The organism is Aquimarina callyspongiae (genome assembly GCF_034322225.1).
GTDB lineage: Bacteria > Bacteroidota > Bacteroidia > Flavobacteriales > Flavobacteriaceae > Aquimarina.
Genome location: NZ_JAXLPA010000003.1, coordinates 919,968 through 939,587, shown reverse-complemented (window position 1 = coordinate 939,587; position 19,620 = coordinate 919,968). Strand labels below are relative to the sequence as shown.

Here is a 19,620-nt window from a genome sequence, read left to right as displayed (position 1 = left end):
CCTGATGACACAAGTTATATGTGTTGTCGGGCTTTATTTAAATAGAAAAATTTATTAAAAATACATTCTGAATACAAGATTAGGGGTGATTCCCAAAGATTCTTGTCTTAGAATATCTAACTCTACATTTCCGGTAGTAGGATTGTCATCAGCCTGATAACTTATTGAAATAGGAATAATCCGATTATAGATATTAAGTATAGAAGCTCCTAATTGACCTCTCCATTTTCCATTTTTATTAAAATCAAACCTATAGATCAGAGAAGCATCTAATCTGTGATAAGCTTCTAATCGCTCTGCATTTGGTGTACCAAATACAATTTCGTCATTTACTAGATCCGCATCTGTAAAAGGAGCGCCAGATCTCCAGGTCCATCCTAATGAAAACTCCCAATTTTCGGTTTCGTAAGTGTTGGAAAACCTAAAGTTATGTGCAATATCATTATTACCAGAAAAAGAAGCTTGCTGTATTTCTGGAAAGGTATATTGTATATCATTATACGTATACCCAATCCAGGTTCTGAAATTATGAAATCGTTTTTTCAATAATACATCAACACCAAAAATTTCACTCTCTCCAGTAGATAAATCTGTATTAATATTATTGAATCCATTGGTTAGTGATGTAAGACCATCGATTGTTTTATAATATCCATCTACTTCCAGATTCCAACCATCCATAGAAAATAAAAACCCTCCAGAATATTGATAACTATCCAGGAGAGGGATTTCATCATTAGCATGAATCCATAGGTTGTTTTCTATTCGTAATTGAGTGTCTTCAAACTCTACCAACTGACTCATTGGCTGAAACCTGTGTTCTCCGGTAGCTTTTAATCGTAGATATTTAGTAACGGGATATTCAATATTTAATCTGGGTTCTATATAAAATTGATCTACAATAGAATAATGAGATACTCGTACACCCAAGTTAATAAAGCTTTTAGGTATTGGTGAAAATTTATAATTGCCATATAAGGTATTAGCGCTGTTTTTTACAAGGTCAGCTTCATTGATAGGGTTTTCAAATTCACTCTCACGAGTAATATTATAAAATACTTCGTTATTAGAAAACTGATACCCTAATAGTGCAATGTTTTTCTTGTTGATTTCATAGGAAATGCTAAAATCTACTCCGATATCCTCAACAGTGTTTTTACGAATTGATTGTTCTTCAATAATAGTATTTTGCGTCTCTACAAACTGATAATCAGAATCAAATTCAGAGTAATATGCTTTTAACTGATGGGTAATACGATTTAGTTTTGTGCCTTCCCATACAAAGCTAGAACCCGCATTCATGATCTCAAGATCATCGGTCTGAATATCCTCTTCATTGATAATTTCAAAGTTAAGATCATTATTGGTATAAAGACCACTGATTAAAATTTTGTCATTTTCAGTAGGATTAATAATCACCTTCATATTCGTATCATAAAAGAAAAAATTACTTTCTCTGATATCTTCTTCAATTTCATCTTCATCCTCATCTTCGTCACCTTCACCACCTCCATTGGTGGTAGGTTCTTCAACAATTTTAGTATTCTGAAATACTTTGTCAAAATATGCATTATAAGTTGGAGTTTCTTCAACGATATCTGCATAAGATCTTCTGCCAGAAACCACTAATCCCACTTTTTTGCCAATAGGAGCTTTGATGAATACATCACTATGTGTACCATTAATACCGATACCACCACTAAATTTTTCAGGCACTTCTTTGTCACTAGAAATATCAATAACACCAGAGACACGATCTCCGTATTGCGGATCAGCACCTCCTTTAAAAATTTTGGTGTCACTAATTACATTAGGGTTGAAGGCAGAAATCATCCCAAAAAAGTGTCCAGAATTATACATTTTAATATCATCCCAAAGAATCAGATTCTGATCAGGAGAGCCTCCTCGAATCTGAATTCCGGTTGCGCTTTCATCAAGGCTATTAATTCCTGGTACTAGCTGTATACTTTGTAAAACATCAGGATCGGTTTGACCTGGTAAAATCCCTAGTCGTTCATTAGTAATATCTAATGAACCGTCTATACTTTTATCGATTCCTTTGGTAATATATTCTACAATAAGAACTTCTTCTAAAGCTGTACTTTCTACAGTGAGTCCAATTTTAGGACAACGAGAATCTTTAAACGAAGCAACAGTCATTGTTTTTTCTTTATACCCCACATATTGTATGGTAACCGTAGTACCGATATCCAAGTGACCTAATTGAAAAAAACCATCTTCATTAGCGATGGTTCCAATACTGGTATCAGCAATAAAAATTGATGCATACGGAAGTGAAGATTGTGTCGTATTATCAAAAAGATACCCGCAAACTTCAACTTTGTTATCTGGGGCTTTAACTATGATTTGCCGATCAGATATTTTTTTAAATTCAAGATTAGTCAAGTTCTTAAGAGATGTCAATATTTCATCTAAAGTTACATTATTGGTGGCAAGCGTAATGATCTTATTCTGTACCGTAGCATTACTAAAGGAGAAAATGAGGTTATAGGATTCTGAAATTTCTTTAAGTACTTGCTCCAATGGAGTTTCTTTATAGTTTGTGCTAATCTGAGCCTGTGCAGTGCAGATTGCAAAAAACATAAATAAAAAAACTTTCTTCATAGTCAAATGGGCTTTCTTCTAAAGTAAATAATAGTTTTGTTAGTTATTGAGAATCATATGTGATGTATAAAACTGAATATGAAATACGATATCAATTGTTATTTATGGAGACGATAATGTAATTGTTGTATTAGTAACTACATATCTAATTCCCATGGGTTCTAAAACTGACTCTAATGCTATCTTAAGATCTGTGTGAATGAATCCACCAGTAAATAATCGATTTTGATCAATACTGTTTCTAATAAAATTAACATCATATTGTCTTTCGATTTCATCCAGGACATTGCCCAATGCTACACGATCAAACAAGCTTTCACCATTCATCCATAAGGGTTCAGAACCTGTAATATTTTTTTCAATCAATTTTTTACCTTCTAATATCGCGGCTTCTCCTTTTTGTAATGTGGTTTTTGCTGCGTCTGTAGACACCAGAACTTTTCCGTGATAACAGGCTACGTTAAATTCTTCTGATCTTGCTTTTACATTAAACTCTGTACCCAAAACTTTGACATCTCCTAAGTTGGTTTTAACTGTAAACGTTTTACCAGGTGCAACTTTAAAGAAAGCTTCACCATCCAGATCAACAGTACGCTCTTTGGACCAGAAAAAACGTTGGTGTGAAAGGGTAGAGGCAGCGTTAAGTTCGACACTGCTTCCATCTGGTAATGTCGCTACAAGTTGTTTTCCGGGATCTGCAGAATAAGTAACCGTATTAAAGAATAATCCCATTATTAATAATATGCAGGCGGCTGCCGAAATAGCATATATAAAAGGTTTAAAATTAATTACTCTTCCTTTTTTTTGAGTGTTTAATTTACCAATTGTGGTTTCCAGAGATTTTTGAGCATCAAATGTGGGTGCATCAAAATATGTAAGTCCTTCGCGAATTTTTTTATAATCTTCATATTCCGGAAGACCTTTTAACTCACTAAGCTCCTCTGCCGAAAGTTCGTCATTCAACCATTTTGCTAAGTATGTATTGTCTTTTTCAAGCATAATATCTGCTTTTATCAGAGTTATAACCGGTGAGTTTTAAAATACCCTACCTTGATTATCAAATAAATATAAAAATCAAATAATCTTTTATCAGATACCTTTGATATGCTGGCGTAGTTTTTTGAGTGCATTGTGCATTCTTTTTTCTACTGCCTTTACAGAAATCCCTAACATTTCTGCAATCTCGTTATATGTTTTTTTATCAATTCTATTTAATAGGAAAACTTCTCGTTGTGCTTCAGATAATTCTGCAATTGCACGTTGGAGCTTATCCATAAATTCTTTTTCTTCTAAAATAAAATCTGGGGATTCTACATTTTTATTTCGATGAGGCAAGCGAGAATATTCTAATCTCACTTTTTGATGAGCAACCTGATTAAGAAATAAATTAGTGGCCACTTTATATAAAAAAGCCTTGGCTTTTTCTATTAATACCTTTTTACAATTGTTCCATAATCTTATGAAAGCTTCTTGCATAACATCCTCTGCCTGATCTACATCACCACACTTGTAATAGATATGATTTCTGATGGTTTGTGCGTGAGTTAGAAATAACTCATTAAACACGGGTTGTTCACAAACAGACTTTGAAGATTCTTCCATTGGCAAGAATTTTTTTTTCAATCCAGGGTAGGGTATTTTTTTTTTGGCTGGTTATATAGCCAAAAATAACTGATTATGAACTCCAAAACAAATTTTAAAATTATTGTAATATCTATATCGATTCTTGCTCTCGTATCGATAGGAATTAAGATAAAACCAGTTCTTGATAACTATGATAATTTTAATCCAGAAGAAGTTTATAAAGTAAATTATAACTACTTCTTTAAATCTGCTAATAAAAATACAGTTGTAAAATCCTATGTTCCAGAAAGTAATCCAAGACAACGAATTTCACATCAAAAAAATATTTCAGACCATTCTCTGAGTTTTTATAAAGAACCTTTAAATGGTGGAAACGAAAGAGCGGTCTGGAAAACAGATAAAAATGATACATATTACTCCTTAAACTATGAGTTTATTTTTGAAGGAAAAGAAAAACGGTATTTCGTCCCAAACGATTTTAAAAGAAACAATAAAGGCTATGAGCTATATACTCTTCCTACCAAAAACATTCAATCAGAAGACTCAAAGATTGGTGCGTTAGCAGCTCAATTAAGTAAAGGTGCTAAAAATGACAAACAAGTAATCAAAAATATTTTTGATCATGTAGTAAATATACCATCAGCACCAATTATTACATTAACCGATGCTCTTACTGCTATTGAGCAGAACAAAGCTTCGTGTAACGGAAAAAGTAGATTGTTTGCTGCCCTAACAAGAAACCTTGGATACCCCACAAGAATCAAAGCAGGAATCATATTAGAAAAAACGAATAAACGAACTTCTCACGCTTGGGTAGAAATACGAATTAATGATCAATGGGTTCCTTTTGATGGATTAAATAACCATTTTGCCTATCTACCAGCAAATTATTTGGAGATTTATATAGGTGATGAATCCTTTATAACTCACACGGCCAATATTCAGTTTGATTATACTTACCAAATCGATAAGGTAAATCATATTGCTTTTCTAAACATGAGTAATGACCAAATAAGTGCATTACCTGGGTTTTCATTATGGAAATTAATAGATAAAGGAATTATCCCGATGAATTCTTTGCGCTTACTATTGTTATTACCATTAGGAGGACTTCTGGTGGCATTTCTAAGAAATATTGTAGGGATTAAAACTTTTGGGGTTTTTCTTCCTGCACTTATTGCTTTTTCCTTAATCCATACTGGATTTGTAGCAGGAATAATCTTATTTGTCGCATTAATTTTATTAGTAGGATTAATTTCTTACCCCTTTGATAAAATCGGATTACTATACACTCCTAAACTGGTAATATCTCTTACGGTAATGGTAACGATTATGATATTGGCAGCTTATATAGGGTTAAAATATAATATTACCTGGTTAACGACACTTACCTTTTTTCCTACTATCATTCTTACCATAGCAGCAGAGCGATTCTCACGCTCAACAGTTGAAGATGGTTATAAAATAGCAATAGACAAGTTGGTACAAACCTTAATTGCTACTGCGATTTGTTATGCTGTATTATCTGCAAGTTGGTTGCCATCTATTTTGGTCATATTTCCAGAAATCATTCTACTTGTGATTACCACTGCTATGATTCTTGGAAGATATATAGGCATACGATGGATAGAGTTCTATCGATTTAAACCTTTACTGGTCGCACCTGTAAATAAATAACAGAAAACTTAAAAAAATAAAACCTATGCTCTCTAAGATATTTAATATAAAATCTCAAAATAAGGATAAAGTTATTGGTCTTAATGAAAGAAACATCCACCTTATTTACCCTAATAATGCCAAAAAGCATTATCCACTGGCAGATGATAAAGTGCTTACCAAAGAAATATTGCATAAGCATGATATCCCTTGTGCAAAAACCTATGCAGTAATTGAAAGTAATAGTCAGATTAAAAAAGCTTGGAATGTATGTAAGCAATATGATAAAATGGCTATAAAACCTGCTAATGGTTGTGGAGGTGGGGGAATCAAAATTTTAAAAAAAGACGACCAAGGCAATTGGATAAGCAGTGGAAAGATAGTCTCAGAACATCAAATATTTCAGCATATGGCTGCTATTGTTATGGGTTTCTTTTCATTAGGATCTGGAGATAGAGTATTGATTGAAGAATGTATAGAGCCGCATCTGTTTTTTCATGAGATTTACCCGCAAGGAGTACCTGATTTTAGAATAATTACACTTAACCAAACCCCACTTATGGGAATGCTAAGAATGCCGACAGATCGGTCTGACGGCAAGGCGAATCTTCATCAAAATGGAATTGGCATCGGCGTAGATATGATCAATGGAGTATTGACAGAAGTCTATGATGGGAACAAATATTTTGACTGCCACCCCGACAGTAAATATGTTGTTAAAGGAGTGCCAATTCCATATTGGAAAGAAATTCTAGCTATTTCTGTGGCCACCGCCAAAGCTTTTCCATTGAATTACTTGGGTATTGATATCGTGATCGATCAATATAAAGGGCCACAAATTATGGAAATCAATGTTCGTCCGGGACTAGGGATTCAACTAGTTAATAAAAAAGGGCTTAAAGAGGTCATTAATAGTAGAATAGGAAATAAATAAAAGAAGAAATATTGTTATGAATACACATAAAATTGTAATCACATTATTAGTGTTGTTTTCAGGGAAAACGCTTTTTGCTCAAAGCAAAAGTAGTTGGGATATCACTACCCTTGGAGGATATGAATATAATTATTTTAAAAGCCCAACAGAAATACGAACAAACGATATTATACTTACAGAAAGTGATCTGATTTCTAGTAGTATTTATCAGGACGTTGAGGTTAAATATAGATATCGATATAAGTGGGATAAGCATAGAATTCGATTTTCTGCAAATCCTTTCTCAAGAATATATTATGAAAACGTTGATGATAGTTATTGGAGCCTGGATGCAAGAGCTAATTACGATTATAAATTCTCTAAAAGAACAAGGCTTTTTGTTAAAACAAAATTTGTAAGAATGAATAGAGAAGGTCTTGGAGGAGATCAGGATGTTTTAATCAACCCATTAGGATATACTATTTATGGTGGTACTGTAGGAGTAGAATTAACACCATTTAAAAATAACGAACTGACTGTAGGTGGCTTTTATAACTTTAAAAATTTTGACGCATTTGGAGCACGAGATTTGCAATTTAATGAATATGGAGTACAGATATCAAGCGTACAATCGTTTAAAGTGGATCGTCTCGAACACGAGATTGGTATCACAGGATATGTCAAAAAACGCTTGTATGATACTTTTAATGCCAGTGATGTAGATAATATTAATATTGGAGAAAGAGATTGGGATTATGCAAAAGGAACCTTGTTTTATACACTACCATTTAGTAAGAATTTTGAATTACGACCAGAATTTAGCTATTATGTAAGAATTGATAACTCAACAAATCGTTCTGGTTTTAATCAGTTAGGACCAGGAATACGAGCAAAATATGATAACAAGAAAACCAAAATACGTACATCTCTTTCTTACATCACCAGAAATTATACCGATATACAAGCCAGAAATACAGATGGAGAAATAGGAGAGAAGCTGAAGTATGGCTACACTAATTTTGAAATAAATGGAGCGCGAGAGATTGGAGGAGGATTTTCAATAACAGGAACCATATATTCTAAAATCAGAAGTACAAATTATACAGATATAGATGCTCGATCTTTTCGAAATTATAGAAATCAATACGCCGGAATAGGTGTCTTGTGGGAGTTTTAGTTTTTCTCCCAATTTTTAGGTTATTTTTTTATAGTTAAGCGTTACTTTTGTAACGCTTAATTTTTTAATGAGAATGTTTATGAAAACTTGTATAAATCTAACCTCATTAAATCACTAGATTAAAAATTTGCTAAAAAGATATTATGGCCAGAGATGAAAAATTAAAAGAACGTTGGGATGCTCTGGTAGCAAAATTATCGACCCAGTTTGCAGAAGGTGAAGATCTGGATCTTGATGGCATCATTTACCTCATTGGTGTGCAGGAACTAGGTCAGATACATCGCTCCTTTAAAAAAGATGAGAAACTGGATCTCATGCATATTGCCATTTGTAGGCTTTTAGAACCTTATGGATATTATGAGTTTGATTATTACGATGATGAAGGATGGCCACATTATAAAGTAAAAGAACAACTTCCTAGTCTTAAAGCAGGGGAACAATCTGTATTAATGAAAGAGGCTATTGTCAATTATTTTTTAGTTAGTAAATACATAGATTAGACAATACTGGTTTATCCTGGAAAATATTTAATTCTGAATTTTTAATCTAAAAATAGATTTTAAAGGATTGATTGTGGTTTTTACTACAATTTACAATCTCATTTTTCTACACCTGATAACTTCGTTGTTTTTTTAAGTCGAATATCGTTTTTACCCAGTTAGCCTCATTAAATTTAGCAGTTTTGATACTGTATCGCGTAGACAATATCAATATTGGTTATAATAAAAAACTGTTACTCCTTTATAATATATAAGATAAAGAAACGCAATTAAAAAGTACAACTTTAGGCGTTTTTTTCGTACCCCTTTCTTAAGTATTCGTCCCCATATTTGCAATGTAATTAAGAACATAATTGTTTAAAAAACATTTAAAAATATGAACATTAAAGAACAAGCAACAAAAATGGACAGCATAGTAGCTCAAGGAGCAATCGTAGATGCTGTAAAACAATTTTTTGCAGAAGATGCACTAACTTCAGATTATAATGGAGTAGCAACTACTACCAAACAACAAATGGTAGAAAAAATGGAAGGTTTTGCAGGAGCAATTGCTCAGGTAAACGGGATTACTCATCATCACACTATTGTTGATGGAAATGTATCTGCTTCAGAATTCACTTTTGATTTTAATATGGCTGATGGTAGTAAAATTTATTGGCACGAAATCATCAGACGTATCTGGAATAATAAAGGAGAAGTAAATCAAGAAGAATATTTTAATGCACAATAATCAATATTTATTAACACTAATAAAAAAATCACAATGAAAAATTTAATAAAAATATCAACAGTAATAGTAGCTTTATTAATAAGTACAGTAACATTAGGTCAGGATAAGAAAGCTAATAATTTAGATAATAGTAATATTGCTCTGCAAGGGTATAGCCCAGTATCGTATTTAGATTTAGGGATTGCTCAAAAAGGATTGAAACAATATAAATCAGAACACGAAAAAGTGATCTATTATTTTACTTCTGCAGATCAGAAAAAAACTTTTGACAAGAATCCTGCAAAATACAAACCCCAATATGGCGGATTTTGTGCTTTTGGAACATATGCAGGAGCTAAATTTAGACCAGACCCAAACAAGTTTATCGTAAAAGATGGTAAGTACTTCTTATATCTTTATAACCTTGAGTTAGATGCTCAACAGCTATGGTTAGCAGAAAAGAACCACAAGAAACTTGTTTCTGTAGCCAACAAAAATTGGGAAAAATTAAGTAAAACTTATAACTAATTCAATTCCCAAGAGAGTAATTTAGATTTTGATGACGCTAGAGCACATTGGTAACTATAAACTGATGTGCTTTAGTTTTTTATAAACATATGATAATAAAATTACTTGATTCAAATAAGGTTATTTAATTAAGGACTTTATTCTATATTTTAAGATCTTATAAGTACATCGGTTATTTGAAAAAACTTTAAATGTTTTAAGAATCAAACAAAATACAACGTATTCGGTGCATTTTTGGTTTAAAATACAATACTTTCCAGATACATATCTTAAATTTGCGCTTCTATTAAGAAAATAGTGATGATTGATAAGATTAAAGAGTATATCTCAGAGGTAGACGAGTTTAAAGCAAAGTCTAAGGAAGAAGTTGAAGCGTTTAGAATTAAGTTCTTAGGTCGTAAAGGAATCCTTAAAGAGTTTTTTGCGGAATTTAAGAATGTAGCAAATGACCAAAAGAAAGAATTTGGGCAAACTATAAATAATCTTCAAAATAAGGTACAAAATAAAGTTGAAGCATTAAAAGAAAACTTAGAATCTAAAGATGAAGAACAGGGAATTTATGGAGATTTAACAAGACCTTCAGAGCCTATAGCTTTAGGAGCACGTCACCCTATTTCTTTGGTAAAAAATCAAATCACAGATATTTTCTCACGTATAGGATTTAATGTAAGTGAAGGACCAGAGATAGAAGATGATTGGCATAACTTTACTGCATTGAACTTGCCAGAATATCACCCTGCCAGAGATATGCAGGACACCTTTTTTATACAAACAGATCCGGATATTTTATTGCGTACGCATACTTCTTCGGTGCAAGTTCGATATATGGAGAATAATAAACCTCCAATTCGTACTATTTCTCCAGGAAGAGTATATCGTAATGAGGCTATTTCTGCCAGATCACATTGTTTTTTCCATCAGGTAGAAGGATTGTATATTGATAAAGGGGTTTCGTTTGCAGATTTAAAACAGACATTGCAATATTTTACTACAGAGATGTTTGGGAAATCTAAGATTAGACTACGTCCATCTTATTTTCCATTTACAGAACCAAGTGCTGAGGTAGATGTATACTGGGGACTTGAAACAGAAACTGATTATAAAATGACCAAAGGCACAGGATGGTTAGAGATCATGGGATGCGGAATGGTAGACCCTAACGTCTTAAAAAATTGTGGTATCGACCCTACTGAATATAGTGGATTTGCTTTCGGAATGGGGATTGACCGTATTGCCTTATTATTATATGGTATCTCAGATATTCGTATGTTAAGCGAAAATGACGTTCGCTTCCTGGAACAGTTTAAGTCATCGCTATAAATAGAATTATATATAAACCAGTTTTCTCTTATTTATAGAGAAGGTTGATGAGAGAAGGATATATGAAAAAAGATATAGAAATACCAGTAGTTGAAAACGTTTACATTGCAGTGACTAAAGAATGGAATGAAGAATTTTTAGCAAAAGACTGGAACTCCTATATTATTAATGACAGAGATACCTCAATCGAAATGGTTTTGGTCGTGACTAAAGGGTATGATGAAGAAAGAAAAACGTCATTATTGAGACATGGTATTGGTACAATAGAGGCCAAATCATCTGCAAAGATTGAACTGCTTCAAGAAGAACTTTTATCAATGAATAATGAATTTTCTGTGACTTTCTTTTCAGGAGGTAAATTGTATGATAAGAAATATATATTTAGAAAAAACACCATTAATGAAAATGCTTTTCAAGAATTGCCTGTGATGGAACAACGAGGTGTTTTGATGAAATAAGATACACACTAATAAAAAAAGCAAACTACTCTTAGTTTGCTTTTTTTATTAGTGCTCTTTATGATTTTATTCTTTTAAATCAAATACAATAGGCATAGAATATTGCACAGCAACAGGGATGCCTTCCTGAATTCCTGGTTGCATTTGTGGTAATTTACTAACCACTCGTATTGCTTCTTGTTCAAGCTCAGAATGATCTGCTCTTGCATGAATATTGGTTACCTTACCAGTATTATCAATTTTAAATTTTACGACAATCTTTTGACGACCTTTAATATCTAGTTTCTCACCTATTTTGGTATTAAATTCAGTAGCTACAAATTGCGAAACTTTTTGACTATAACATTTTTTAGCTTCTTTTTGTGATAGACCTTCACAACCTGGATATACTGGGATTTTCTCTATTACTCCAAAAGGAATCTCTACTAATTCATGCGCTTCCTTATGGATAGGATTAGAAAAATCATCACTTACTAATAAAGCTAATACTTTTAAAGCTTTTTCTTCTTCTGGACTAATGTTGCCTTGTACTTGGATTTGATTGTGTACGGCATCAATCTTTTGAAGGAGTGTGGTTTTTCCTGATGCAAGCTCCGTTTCAGAACTTGTTTGAGCAATACTTTCTTGAGTACAAGAGGTATATACAAGCATAGTGCAAACTACAGGAACTAATAACAAATACTTTAATTGAAAAATTTTCTTTGATCTTGATTTTTGTAACATAACTATTCGATGTTTGATTAATGAATGATTGAAAAATGTATTGATAAATGATATTTTATCAGTTTGAAAGACTTGCGATAACAAATCTTGATAATATTCTTTTTTGTCAACTTCTGAGATAGCTCTTTGATCAGCAATATACTCCTGAAGCATCGCCATTCTCTTTTGATAGACATATACCAGAGGGTTGAACCAAAAGAGAATTCGTAAAACCTCAAAGAAGATTAGATCCAGAGAGTGATATTCTATTACGTGAATTTTTTCATGCAGTAGAATGTTTGTTTTTTTAGCTTCAGAAAGAGTTTCACCTAAAAATATCGTGTTAAAAAAGGAGAAAGCTATATTCGTATCCGGCAGTGAAACCAAATTAAAACGTTTCAAAGAGGTTGTGTTACCAGATTTTTTAAGAGATATGATCTTATAGATCTTATAGGAAAATAAGAATAAGCTGATAACCATTCCCAGATACCAAAGAAATTGAAATACCATGGAAGTTGAGAACGATTCAAAATACCCAGGTGTATGCAGAATAACTTCGTCAAGTATAAATTCGGGTGATTCACTACCACCTATCAGTACTGCTGGTAATTGAATCATATACTCCTCCGGGATATTTTCTTGAATGAGATCAACTTGAATAAAAGGAAGAATAAAACTAAGAATAGGAGTAATGATAAGGTAAGCTCGATTCCAATTAAAAAATGTCTCTTTTTTAAGAAATAGGTCATATACAACTAGAAATAGTAGTTGAAAAGCAAGTATTTGTAAGATATAATGTATCATTTTTTCTTTTCTTCTTTGTTAATCTCTTTAAGAGCATCTTCCATTTCGGTGATACTGATATCATTCTTTTTCATAAAAAATGAGACCATACTTTTAAATGAACCTTGAAAATATCCATCAACAAGCTTATTGATACTCTGATTGCTATAATCGGTTTTTTTAAGCAACGGAAAATAGATGTGTATCCGCCCTTCTTTTCTATAATTCACAAAACCTTTGTCTTCTAATATTCTAACAATGGTTGAAACTGTATTATAGGCTGGTTTAGGTTCTGGCAATTGCTCGAGTATGGAGATTATGCTTCCCTCATCTAAACTCCATAGAATTTTCATAATATCTTCTTCTGCCTTAGTGAGTTGTTTCATCTTTTTGTCTTTTGCATTTATCAATAGTTATTGGGTAAAAACCTAGATGTTTTTTATTGGTTTTTCAAACTAAATGTTTAGTTTGAGAATGCTAATATAAACTAATTTTTTAGTTTGAACTAATAATTTAGTTTGAATTTAAAAAAAATACCTTCTAAATACGGTATCTATAGGGTAGGGAGATGTGGATTATATTATGATTAAAAACAATCAGAACGGTTGTTAGTCCCAGATAAGAGGTCGTTCAATATTGATTATTCTTAAATAATGAAGCATTTGACCGGTATGTACTGATTCGTGATACGCAATTCGATTTAAGTAATCTCCGAGTTTTTTAATTTGTCCTACCTCTGTTCGTTTAATACTGATATTTTCAAGGTCAGAAACAGTAAGTGTTTTAATCATATTGATAAAATCATTCCTGTATTTTTCGGCAAATTTTAATTCTTCTCGTAAAGTAGAATAGGATCTATTTTGCCACGGAGATGCATAATCACCAAGATTTCCTTTGTTTTCGATTATTTTATGATACAAATGTTCTCCTTCTAGTACATGTCGTATCATTTCTATAATACTAAATGCTTCTTTATCAGGTTTCCAATTCATATATTGTTCGGGTATCCCTTGCCAAAGCTTTATGCTACGTCTCCTTATTTCAGAAAAATTGAGCAGTATAATTTCAATTGAATCCATATAGATATAGGTAATCTTTAATCTGTTTTTACAATGTAATATCCAGCCTTTTTCGTAATTCCGTGGCACCTTTAGAAGTAATAAAAACTTCTCTTGAATGTTGAATCTTTCTAATCCAATCATGTTCTAGTATTGTAGAAAAGAAAACAGCTCCTAAAGCTCCTCCTAAATGATGTTTCCTTTCTGTCCAGTCAAGACAGGGAAATGCAAATTTACGCTTCATCTGTTCTACAGTCTTAAGCTGTATTCCTATATCTGAGAACCATTGTTCTCCTGATGGTGTAACTGAATAATTATTAGAATCAAAAACAAGAATTCCTTTGTTTATAAATGCAGTTGTTATTTCTACACCAGCTCTACCGGCAAGATGGTCATAACAGGTTCTGGCATATTGTATTCCTTTAGGGTTTTGTTGGATGATATCTTTTTTTAAATCTGGAACAGGTAGTAAACCAGCAATATTTTCTATTACCAAAGCAACTTTATCGTTTGCAAACCTATAATACTTATGTCTGCCTTGTTTCTCTACAACAAGTAATTGTCCTTTTACTAGTTTAGAAAGATGATTACTGGCTGCTTGTGCCGATATTTCAGCACAAGTTGCTAATTCATTAGCAGTATATGCTCGACCATCTAATAAGTTCCAAAGCATTATAGCTCTGGATTTTTCTCCAATCAAAACGGCTATATTACCAAAGTGTTGTTCTATATTTTCAGGTAGATTATGCATATATACTTTTTGATTGATTTCTTGAAATGACCTTTTTCTTTTTCAAGATTATCTACTACTAAGACAGGTTCATTATCGTAATCGTTATGTTATTTTGTGCAAACCTAATCTGTATTTTTTTGTAATAGTTCATTTTAAAATGAACTATATAATTTATACAAGGAATTTTATTCAGCCATTTGATAGGCTTCTTTTAACCAACTAATAAGTTCAGAATCTACTTCTTCAACTGATGTAATCCGTACGCGATGTGTACACATGGTGCCAAAAGGACCAGAATTTTCAAGACGATCGGTTGTAGGTTTTCCTTTAAGCTTTAAGCCCAGATCAATTCTAGTTTTTGTAGCAGGTTTGATGAGTGCAAATTGTTTTTTTCTAATCATACTTACACTGTCTTTTTTAGGAGTCTTTGTAATATCATTTCCAAAAACCTTTATTGCCTTTAACAGCTCTTCATAAATAGGTTTTAAATGCTCTTTTCCTTTATACTGATTAGTTAATAAATCGGTATCATCAATAGAACCTGCATCTGATTTTTTTGCTTTTAACGCTACAAAATTTGCATAACCATAAGTAAATCCGTGTTCTGATTTTAAAAAATCAATAATAGCTTTATGCTTCTCAATGTTACTTTTTTGAACAACGTCAATCCAATGTTCCAATGATTTGCCTGTTTTTTCTAATAGTCCTTTTTCCATAATTAAAATATTACCAGATGCCCAAAATGGCTCCTATTATTGTTAATGAAATGATACAATATCCTGCATTGATAAGATACGCTTTTAAAGATTGCATTTCAAAAACATATAAAATCCCAAGAAAAGTGGCTACCCAACCTACTCCTGCAAAAAAACCTGCCAAAGCACCAAAAACGAGATCAGCTTCTGCACCAATAAACATTTCTAAATTTACTGTTGCAATAAAAGCAAGTAAAATAGATATCCCAAAAGTTTTGGGGATGCTTCTTTTTTTGAGATCTTCTATTGTAAAATTAAATGCTGCCATCCAGGCTTTACCAAATAAAGGGCCATACCAAATCCCACCAATAATGAATGATGATACAGTCCCTGCAAGTACTGATAACCAGTTAATATTTGTAAATGCTGTTATTAAATCCATAAAGTGTTGTTTTAAAAAGCAATGTTAATAAAACCACTTTTATGGATATAGTAAAAAATTAACCTTCGCGATCTAGCGGAAAAAAATTCTGTTCATCAGGATCAAAATCTTGTTTGATAAACTCTTCTGGGTTAAAACCAGAAAAATGCTTGAATTCTTTTATAAAATGTGATTGATCTGAATATCCACATTGATAAGCAATTTGCGACCAGGAGATTTTTTCTTTTTGCTGGAGTTGTTTGAAAATTTCATTAAAACGTAAGATTCGTTGAAAATACTTTGGGGTTAGTCCAATATATTTCTTGCATTGATCAATCAAATGTTTTTGAGTATTTGGATATTTATTGATTACTGCCGGATAGTTTGTTGCAGATTCTTGTTGCAATGTTTCTAATACTTGTAACAGATCTAAAGGAGGTGTTTTTTGAGAGTCAAACCTGTTTTTTAACCATTTTTCTACCAGAATAAACTTCGATTTAGAGTCGTTTTGTGCGTAAATGTCTTCTCGTAGATTTATAACGTCATCTCCTAAAATTTCCTGGGCGGGAAGAATTTTTTGATTTAACTCATGTATTGGAAAGTGAAAGAAAGGGTGAGCACCAAAAGGTTTAAACTGAATAACAAACATTTCAGAATTGTGATGTGCTGAAATTGAAATATAATTTTTGTGCATTCCTGAAATCCATACTTTAGTATAGGTATTATTAGGTTGCAAAGTTTCATTATCAAAAGTATTTCTAGGGATATTGTCCAATTCAAAAATGATAAAAATATGACCGGTTGGCACTACTCGTTCAATAGAATGATCCGGAATGAAATCTTTAAAATGGAATATTGATTCGATATATTGATCAATAGGTGATGAAAGTACGTGGGTTTCAAAATGCATATCCTAAATATAAATTTTGATTAATAAATGGTATTACTATATGTCATAGATGTCAAGATAACGTAACAGAGAGATTATTTTTTATCTGTAAAAAGCATTTTCATTAAATAAACTTTTGGATAATTGGATTAAAAGCTTTGGAAGCTACAATAACAGTATCACCAGGGTTTATGTCTGTAATTTCTGATGATTGTGCAATGACCTTAACCATCGTATTGCCAATTAAAATACTTACAATATATATTACATCTTCTTTTTGGATTTTAATAACTTCTCCTGTAAACTGAAATTTACCGCTAATTTTATTAGTACTAAAAAGTTCTGCGGGATCACCTTGTTGTATTATTTTACCTTGATCGATACAAATCATGTGATCAGATAATTTTATAATTTCTCCAATATTATGACTGACCAAAATGGTGGTTAATTGATATTGGCGATGTACTTTTAGAATATAATCCTGTAGTTTGTTACGCATGGTTACATCCAATGCAGAAAGAGGTTCATCAAGTAATAGAATTTCTGGTTTTTGAACCAATGCGCGAGCCAGAGCCACTCTTTGTTTTTGTCCACCAGATAGTGTATGCGGATTTCTATGTTGTAATTCACCCAACTCCATAAGATCAATTAGCTCTTCTATACTATGATTATCCTGTCCTTTTTTTAAAGCAAATTCAAGGTTTTTACGGATAGTCATATTAGGAAAAAGCGCATATTCCTGAAAAACATAACCTATTTTACGTTGTTGTGGAGGAATTTGAATTTTTTTTGTAGTATCCAACCAAGTTTGTTCATGTACCAAAATTGTTCCCTTATCTGGATTCATTAGTCCGGCGAGAATTCTTAGAATCGATGTTTTTCCTGCTCCCGATATTCCGTATAAAGACACTAACTGTCCTTTAGTGATTGTACAGTTAATATCTAACACCATATCTCCTTGAGCGGCCTGAAGTGTTTTATAAATACTTAAATCAATCATTTCAAGAATTTTTTTAAATACCTTCCATTAGTAAGATATACCGCTAATAATATGATAAATGTAATCACAAATAAGATAAGAGAATAGGTATTGGCTGCTCCATAATTAAGCGCTTCGACTTCATCATAAATAGCTATAGAAGCAACTTTTGTTTTTTCCGGAATATTACCACCAATCATCAATACAACACCAAACTCACCTATGGTATGAGCAAAAGTCAGTACAATCCCTGTTAAAAGAGCTGGTTTAATATTTGGAAGTAGAACCTTAAATAAGGTAGTCATTTTAGATTTTCCTAAAGTATAAGATACTTCTGCCAATGTTGGAGAGAGACTGGATAAACCAGATTGAATAGGGTGTACCATAAATGGTAAGCTATATAAAACGGATGCTATAACAAGACCAGAAAATGAAAAAATAAGCCGTATACCCAACCATTCGTCTAACCAACTTCCAAAAGCATTTCCAGGACTAAAAGCCATTAGTAGATAAAACCCCAAAACAGTTGGTGGTAATACCAAAGGCATACTCACAAGAGTTTCGATAATAGGTTTGATTCGAGATTTTGAATATGCTAACCAATAGGCTAGAGGTAATGAAACTATCAATAGTATTATTGTAGTGACTAGTGCTAGTTTAAAAGTTAATATTAAAGGCGCCCAATCAATCATGTGATAACATTATTTCATTAATCTTAATCATAACAACAACTTCTTTGTGATTTGTCAAATTGAGGTTGTTGATAGCTTCAGTTGCTATAATAGAAATGATTTCACCTATTTCTGTATCAATTGTAATCTTACTAAGTAATATTCCTTTTTCGATAGTGAGAATAGTACCTTTAATTTTGTTTAATAACCCAATATTAGAAACATCATTTGTCGCTAAGATTACTTCAGTTTCTTTGAACAATACCTTAACAGGATTTTTTAATTGTAAATACGAAGCTGTTTTGGGTGTTTCTACAACAATAGCTTTTAATTCAATGTTTTCATTGATTTTTACTGAAACCAGTGATAAATTGGTATTTACCTGTATGTTTGATATTTGTCCTTGTAAATTGTTCATGGTTGTGATACTAAATATCCGAAATCTTCTAATATTTTTTTGGCTTCTTTAGAAAAAAGAAATTCATAAAACTTTTCTGCATTAGGGTGAAGAGACTTCTGATTAATAAGAACGACTCCTTGCTTTATAGGAGAGTAAATAGCAGGATCAATTTCTGACCAGTTACCTTTCCCTTTCATTTTGGCAGATAAAACAACCGATTTAGAAGTAAAACCTATTTCTGCCGACTTAGAAGTGATAAATTGGTTTGTTTGCGCAATGCTTTCTCCGTATACGAGCTTATTGAGTATTGTATCATAGATGTCATAATTTTGTAAAGTTTCAATAGCCGCTACTCCATAAGGTGCGGTTTTAGGGTTGGCAAGAGCAATATGATGTATTTTAGGATGCATTAACCTATTTATAGATGGTTGAATACTATCATTCATAGACCATAAAACTAATGTACCATAAGCATACACTTTTGGGGGATACACGGCTAGATTACTATGTTGAATCTCTTCTGGGTATTTTAAGTTTGCGGCAACAAATAAATCGTAAGGGGCACCTTCTTTAATTTGAGCAGTAAGCTTGCCAGAAGAACCGATGATCAATTGACATTGAATCCCTGTTTGTTTTGTAAAAGTTTGAACAAGTGAATTCATAGCAAACTGCATATTAGCAGCAGTGGCAATAGTTATATGTTGATTTTTTTCTGTTTTACAACTAGAAAAAATCAGTATAGCTATTACTAGGAAAAGAGTGCTGATGCAGGTTTTTGCAATTTTCATTAATTCATATCTGTACGGATGAAAAATACAA

Annotated in this window: 22 protein-coding genes; 8 read left to right on the top strand and 14 right to left on the bottom strand. The window is 32.2% G+C overall.

Annotated features, from left to right (window positions below):
• Positions 1 to 54: 54 nt before the first annotated feature.
• From U0D62_RS16375 to U0D62_RS16365, 3 genes are all read right to left on the bottom strand, one after another.
• Positions 55 to 2,625 (bottom strand): carboxypeptidase-like regulatory domain-containing protein, encoded by a 2,571-nt coding sequence (locus U0D62_RS16375; protein WP_322288386.1) that lies wholly within the window; start codon positions 2,623 to 2,625, stop codon positions 55 to 57.
• Positions 2,626 to 2,727: 102 nt separating this feature from the next.
• Positions 2,728 to 3,624, bottom strand: a complete 897-nt coding sequence (locus tag U0D62_RS16370; RefSeq protein WP_322288385.1) for a FecR family protein — start codon at positions 3,622 to 3,624, stop codon at positions 2,728 to 2,730.
• A 90-nt stretch (positions 3,625 to 3,714) separates the two neighbouring features.
• On the bottom strand, positions 3,715 to 4,227 hold the full coding sequence (locus tag U0D62_RS16365; protein WP_322288384.1) for an RNA polymerase sigma factor: 513 nt from the start codon (positions 4,225 to 4,227) through the stop codon (positions 3,715 to 3,717).
• A gap of 75 nt (positions 4,228 to 4,302) precedes the next feature.
• Here U0D62_RS16365 and U0D62_RS16360 point away from each other — a divergent pair, with 75 nt between their 5' ends.
• From U0D62_RS16360 to U0D62_RS16325, 8 genes are all read left to right on the top strand, one after another.
• On the top strand, positions 4,303 to 5,886 hold the full coding sequence (locus tag U0D62_RS16360) for a 7TM domain-containing protein (RefSeq protein ID WP_322288383.1): 1,584 nt from the start codon (positions 4,303 to 4,305) through the stop codon (positions 5,884 to 5,886).
• Positions 5,887 to 5,911: 25 nt separating this feature from the next.
• Complete coding sequence (locus tag U0D62_RS16355; protein WP_322288382.1) at positions 5,912 to 6,799, top strand: sugar-transfer associated ATP-grasp domain-containing protein; 888 nt, start codon at positions 5,912 to 5,914, stop codon at positions 6,797 to 6,799.
• 16 nt (positions 6,800 to 6,815) lie between these two features.
• Entirely contained in the window at positions 6,816 to 7,955 is a 1,140-nt protein-coding gene (locus tag U0D62_RS16350; protein WP_322288381.1) for a porin family protein, read from the top strand.
• A gap of 143 nt (positions 7,956 to 8,098) precedes the next feature.
• Positions 8,099 to 8,455 (top strand): hypothetical protein, encoded by a 357-nt coding sequence (locus U0D62_RS16345; protein ID WP_322288380.1) that lies wholly within the window; start codon positions 8,099 to 8,101, stop codon positions 8,453 to 8,455.
• A gap of 376 nt (positions 8,456 to 8,831) precedes the next feature.
• The gene (locus U0D62_RS16340) at positions 8,832 to 9,185 is read left to right on the top strand and encodes a hypothetical protein (RefSeq protein ID WP_322288379.1); all 354 of its coding nucleotides are present in this window, start codon (positions 8,832 to 8,834) and stop codon (positions 9,183 to 9,185) included.
• Between the two features lie 33 nt (positions 9,186 to 9,218).
• Complete coding sequence (locus tag U0D62_RS16335; protein ID WP_322288378.1) at positions 9,219 to 9,692, top strand: YHS domain-containing (seleno)protein; 474 nt, start codon at positions 9,219 to 9,221, stop codon at positions 9,690 to 9,692.
• Between the two features lie 300 nt (positions 9,693 to 9,992).
• Positions 9,993 to 11,012 carry a phenylalanine--tRNA ligase subunit alpha gene (gene pheS, locus U0D62_RS16330; RefSeq protein WP_322288377.1) on the top strand — a complete coding sequence of 340 codons (1,020 nt, stop codon included), beginning with the start codon at positions 9,993 to 9,995 and terminating at the stop codon, positions 11,010 to 11,012.
• Positions 11,013 to 11,074: 62 nt separating this feature from the next.
• Entirely contained in the window at positions 11,075 to 11,470 is a 396-nt protein-coding gene (locus U0D62_RS16325; protein WP_322288376.1) for a hypothetical protein, read from the top strand.
• Between the two features lie 66 nt (positions 11,471 to 11,536).
• Here the strand turns inward: U0D62_RS16325 and U0D62_RS16320 are convergent, their stop codons facing one another.
• The 11 genes from U0D62_RS16320 to modA form a co-directional block, all read right to left on the bottom strand.
• Positions 11,537 to 12,976: a M56 family metallopeptidase gene (locus tag U0D62_RS16320; protein ID WP_322288375.1), complete on the bottom strand. Its 1,440-nt coding sequence runs from the start codon at positions 12,974 to 12,976 to the stop codon at positions 11,537 to 11,539.
• Entirely contained in the window at positions 12,973 to 13,341 is a 369-nt protein-coding gene (locus tag U0D62_RS16315; RefSeq protein ID WP_322288374.1) for a BlaI/MecI/CopY family transcriptional regulator, read from the bottom strand. Before U0D62_RS16315 ends, U0D62_RS16320 begins: the two co-directional genes overlap by 4 nt.
• Positions 13,342 to 13,563: 222 nt before the next feature.
• Positions 13,564 to 14,034 carry a DinB family protein gene (locus U0D62_RS16310; RefSeq protein ID WP_322288373.1) on the bottom strand — a complete coding sequence of 157 codons (471 nt, stop codon included), beginning with the start codon at positions 14,032 to 14,034 and terminating at the stop codon, positions 13,564 to 13,566.
• Between the two features lie 28 nt (positions 14,035 to 14,062).
• Positions 14,063 to 14,764: an ArsR/SmtB family transcription factor gene (locus U0D62_RS16305; protein WP_322288372.1), complete on the bottom strand. Its 702-nt coding sequence runs from the start codon at positions 14,762 to 14,764 to the stop codon at positions 14,063 to 14,065.
• Between the two features lie 167 nt (positions 14,765 to 14,931).
• Complete coding sequence (locus U0D62_RS16300; RefSeq protein WP_322288371.1) at positions 14,932 to 15,462, bottom strand: DUF5655 domain-containing protein; 531 nt, start codon at positions 15,460 to 15,462, stop codon at positions 14,932 to 14,934.
• A gap of 10 nt (positions 15,463 to 15,472) precedes the next feature.
• Positions 15,473 to 15,883: a DUF1761 domain-containing protein gene (locus tag U0D62_RS16295; RefSeq protein WP_322288370.1), complete on the bottom strand. Its 411-nt coding sequence runs from the start codon at positions 15,881 to 15,883 to the stop codon at positions 15,473 to 15,475.
• Between the two features lie 58 nt (positions 15,884 to 15,941).
• Entirely contained in the window at positions 15,942 to 16,772 is an 831-nt protein-coding gene (locus U0D62_RS16290; protein ID WP_322288369.1) for a helix-turn-helix domain-containing protein, read from the bottom strand.
• A 103-nt stretch (positions 16,773 to 16,875) separates the two neighbouring features.
• Positions 16,876 to 17,751, bottom strand: a complete 876-nt coding sequence (locus U0D62_RS16285) for an ATP-binding cassette domain-containing protein (protein ID WP_322288368.1) — start codon at positions 17,749 to 17,751, stop codon at positions 16,876 to 16,878.
• On the bottom strand, positions 17,748 to 18,419 hold the full coding sequence (gene modB / locus U0D62_RS16280; RefSeq protein WP_322288416.1) for a molybdate ABC transporter permease subunit: 672 nt from the start codon (positions 18,417 to 18,419) through the stop codon (positions 17,748 to 17,750). The genes U0D62_RS16285 and modB overlap by 4 nt, the downstream gene beginning before the upstream one ends.
• Entirely contained in the window at positions 18,415 to 18,819 is a 405-nt protein-coding gene (locus U0D62_RS16275) for a TOBE domain-containing protein (protein ID WP_322288367.1), read from the bottom strand. The genes modB and U0D62_RS16275 overlap by 5 nt, the downstream gene beginning before the upstream one ends.
• Positions 18,816 to 19,589, bottom strand: a complete 774-nt coding sequence (gene modA, locus U0D62_RS16270) for a molybdate ABC transporter substrate-binding protein (RefSeq protein WP_322288366.1) — start codon at positions 19,587 to 19,589, stop codon at positions 18,816 to 18,818. The genes U0D62_RS16275 and modA overlap by 4 nt, the downstream gene beginning before the upstream one ends.
• Positions 19,590 to 19,620: the final 31 nt, after the last annotated feature.

Bases quoted from the DNA above. Each gene is read 5' to 3' on its own strand.
- U0D62_RS16315 (WP_322288374.1), bottom strand. From the start codon at position 13,341: ATGAAACAACTCACTAAGGCAGAAGAAGATATTATGAAAATTCTATGG.
- U0D62_RS16305 (WP_322288372.1), bottom strand. From the start codon at position 14,764: ATGCATAATCTACCTGAAAATATAGAACAACACTTTGGTAATATAGCC.
- U0D62_RS16285 (WP_322288368.1), bottom strand. From the start codon at position 17,751: ATGATTGATTTAAGTATTTATAAAACACTTCAGGCCGCTCAAGGAGAT.
- U0D62_RS16375 (WP_322288386.1), bottom strand. From the start codon at position 2,625: ATGAAGAAAGTTTTTTTATTTATGTTTTTTGCAATCTGCACTGCACAG.
- U0D62_RS16275 (WP_322288367.1), bottom strand. From the start codon at position 18,819: ATGAACAATTTACAAGGACAAATATCAAACATACAGGTAAATACCAAT.
- U0D62_RS16325 (WP_322288376.1), top strand. From the start codon at position 11,075: ATGAAAAAAGATATAGAAATACCAGTAGTTGAAAACGTTTACATTGCA.
- U0D62_RS16355 (WP_322288382.1), top strand. From the start codon at position 5,912: ATGCTCTCTAAGATATTTAATATAAAATCTCAAAATAAGGATAAAGTT.
- U0D62_RS16345 (WP_322288380.1), top strand. From the start codon at position 8,099: ATGGCCAGAGATGAAAAATTAAAAGAACGTTGGGATGCTCTGGTAGCA.
- pheS (WP_322288377.1), top strand. From the start codon at position 9,993: ATGATTGATAAGATTAAAGAGTATATCTCAGAGGTAGACGAGTTTAAA.
- U0D62_RS16320 (WP_322288375.1), bottom strand. From the start codon at position 12,976: ATGATACATTATATCTTACAAATACTTGCTTTTCAACTACTATTTCTA.
- U0D62_RS16290 (WP_322288369.1), bottom strand. From the start codon at position 16,772: ATGCATTTTGAAACCCACGTACTTTCATCACCTATTGATCAATATATC.
- U0D62_RS16365 (WP_322288384.1), bottom strand. From the start codon at position 4,227: ATGGAAGAATCTTCAAAGTCTGTTTGTGAACAACCCGTGTTTAATGAG.
- U0D62_RS16360 (WP_322288383.1), top strand. From the start codon at position 4,303: ATGAACTCCAAAACAAATTTTAAAATTATTGTAATATCTATATCGATT.
- U0D62_RS16310 (WP_322288373.1), bottom strand. From the start codon at position 14,034: ATGGATTCAATTGAAATTATACTGCTCAATTTTTCTGAAATAAGGAGA.
- modA (WP_322288366.1), bottom strand. From the start codon at position 19,589: ATGAAAATTGCAAAAACCTGCATCAGCACTCTTTTCCTAGTAATAGCT.
- U0D62_RS16370 (WP_322288385.1), bottom strand. From the start codon at position 3,624: ATGCTTGAAAAAGACAATACATACTTAGCAAAATGGTTGAATGACGAA.
- U0D62_RS16335 (WP_322288378.1), top strand. From the start codon at position 9,219: ATGAAAAATTTAATAAAAATATCAACAGTAATAGTAGCTTTATTAATA.
- U0D62_RS16300 (WP_322288371.1), bottom strand. From the start codon at position 15,462: ATGGAAAAAGGACTATTAGAAAAAACAGGCAAATCATTGGAACATTGG.
- U0D62_RS16340 (WP_322288379.1), top strand. From the start codon at position 8,832: ATGAACATTAAAGAACAAGCAACAAAAATGGACAGCATAGTAGCTCAA.
- U0D62_RS16295 (WP_322288370.1), bottom strand. From the start codon at position 15,883: ATGGATTTAATAACAGCATTTACAAATATTAACTGGTTATCAGTACTT.
- U0D62_RS16350 (WP_322288381.1), top strand. From the start codon at position 6,816: ATGAATACACATAAAATTGTAATCACATTATTAGTGTTGTTTTCAGGG.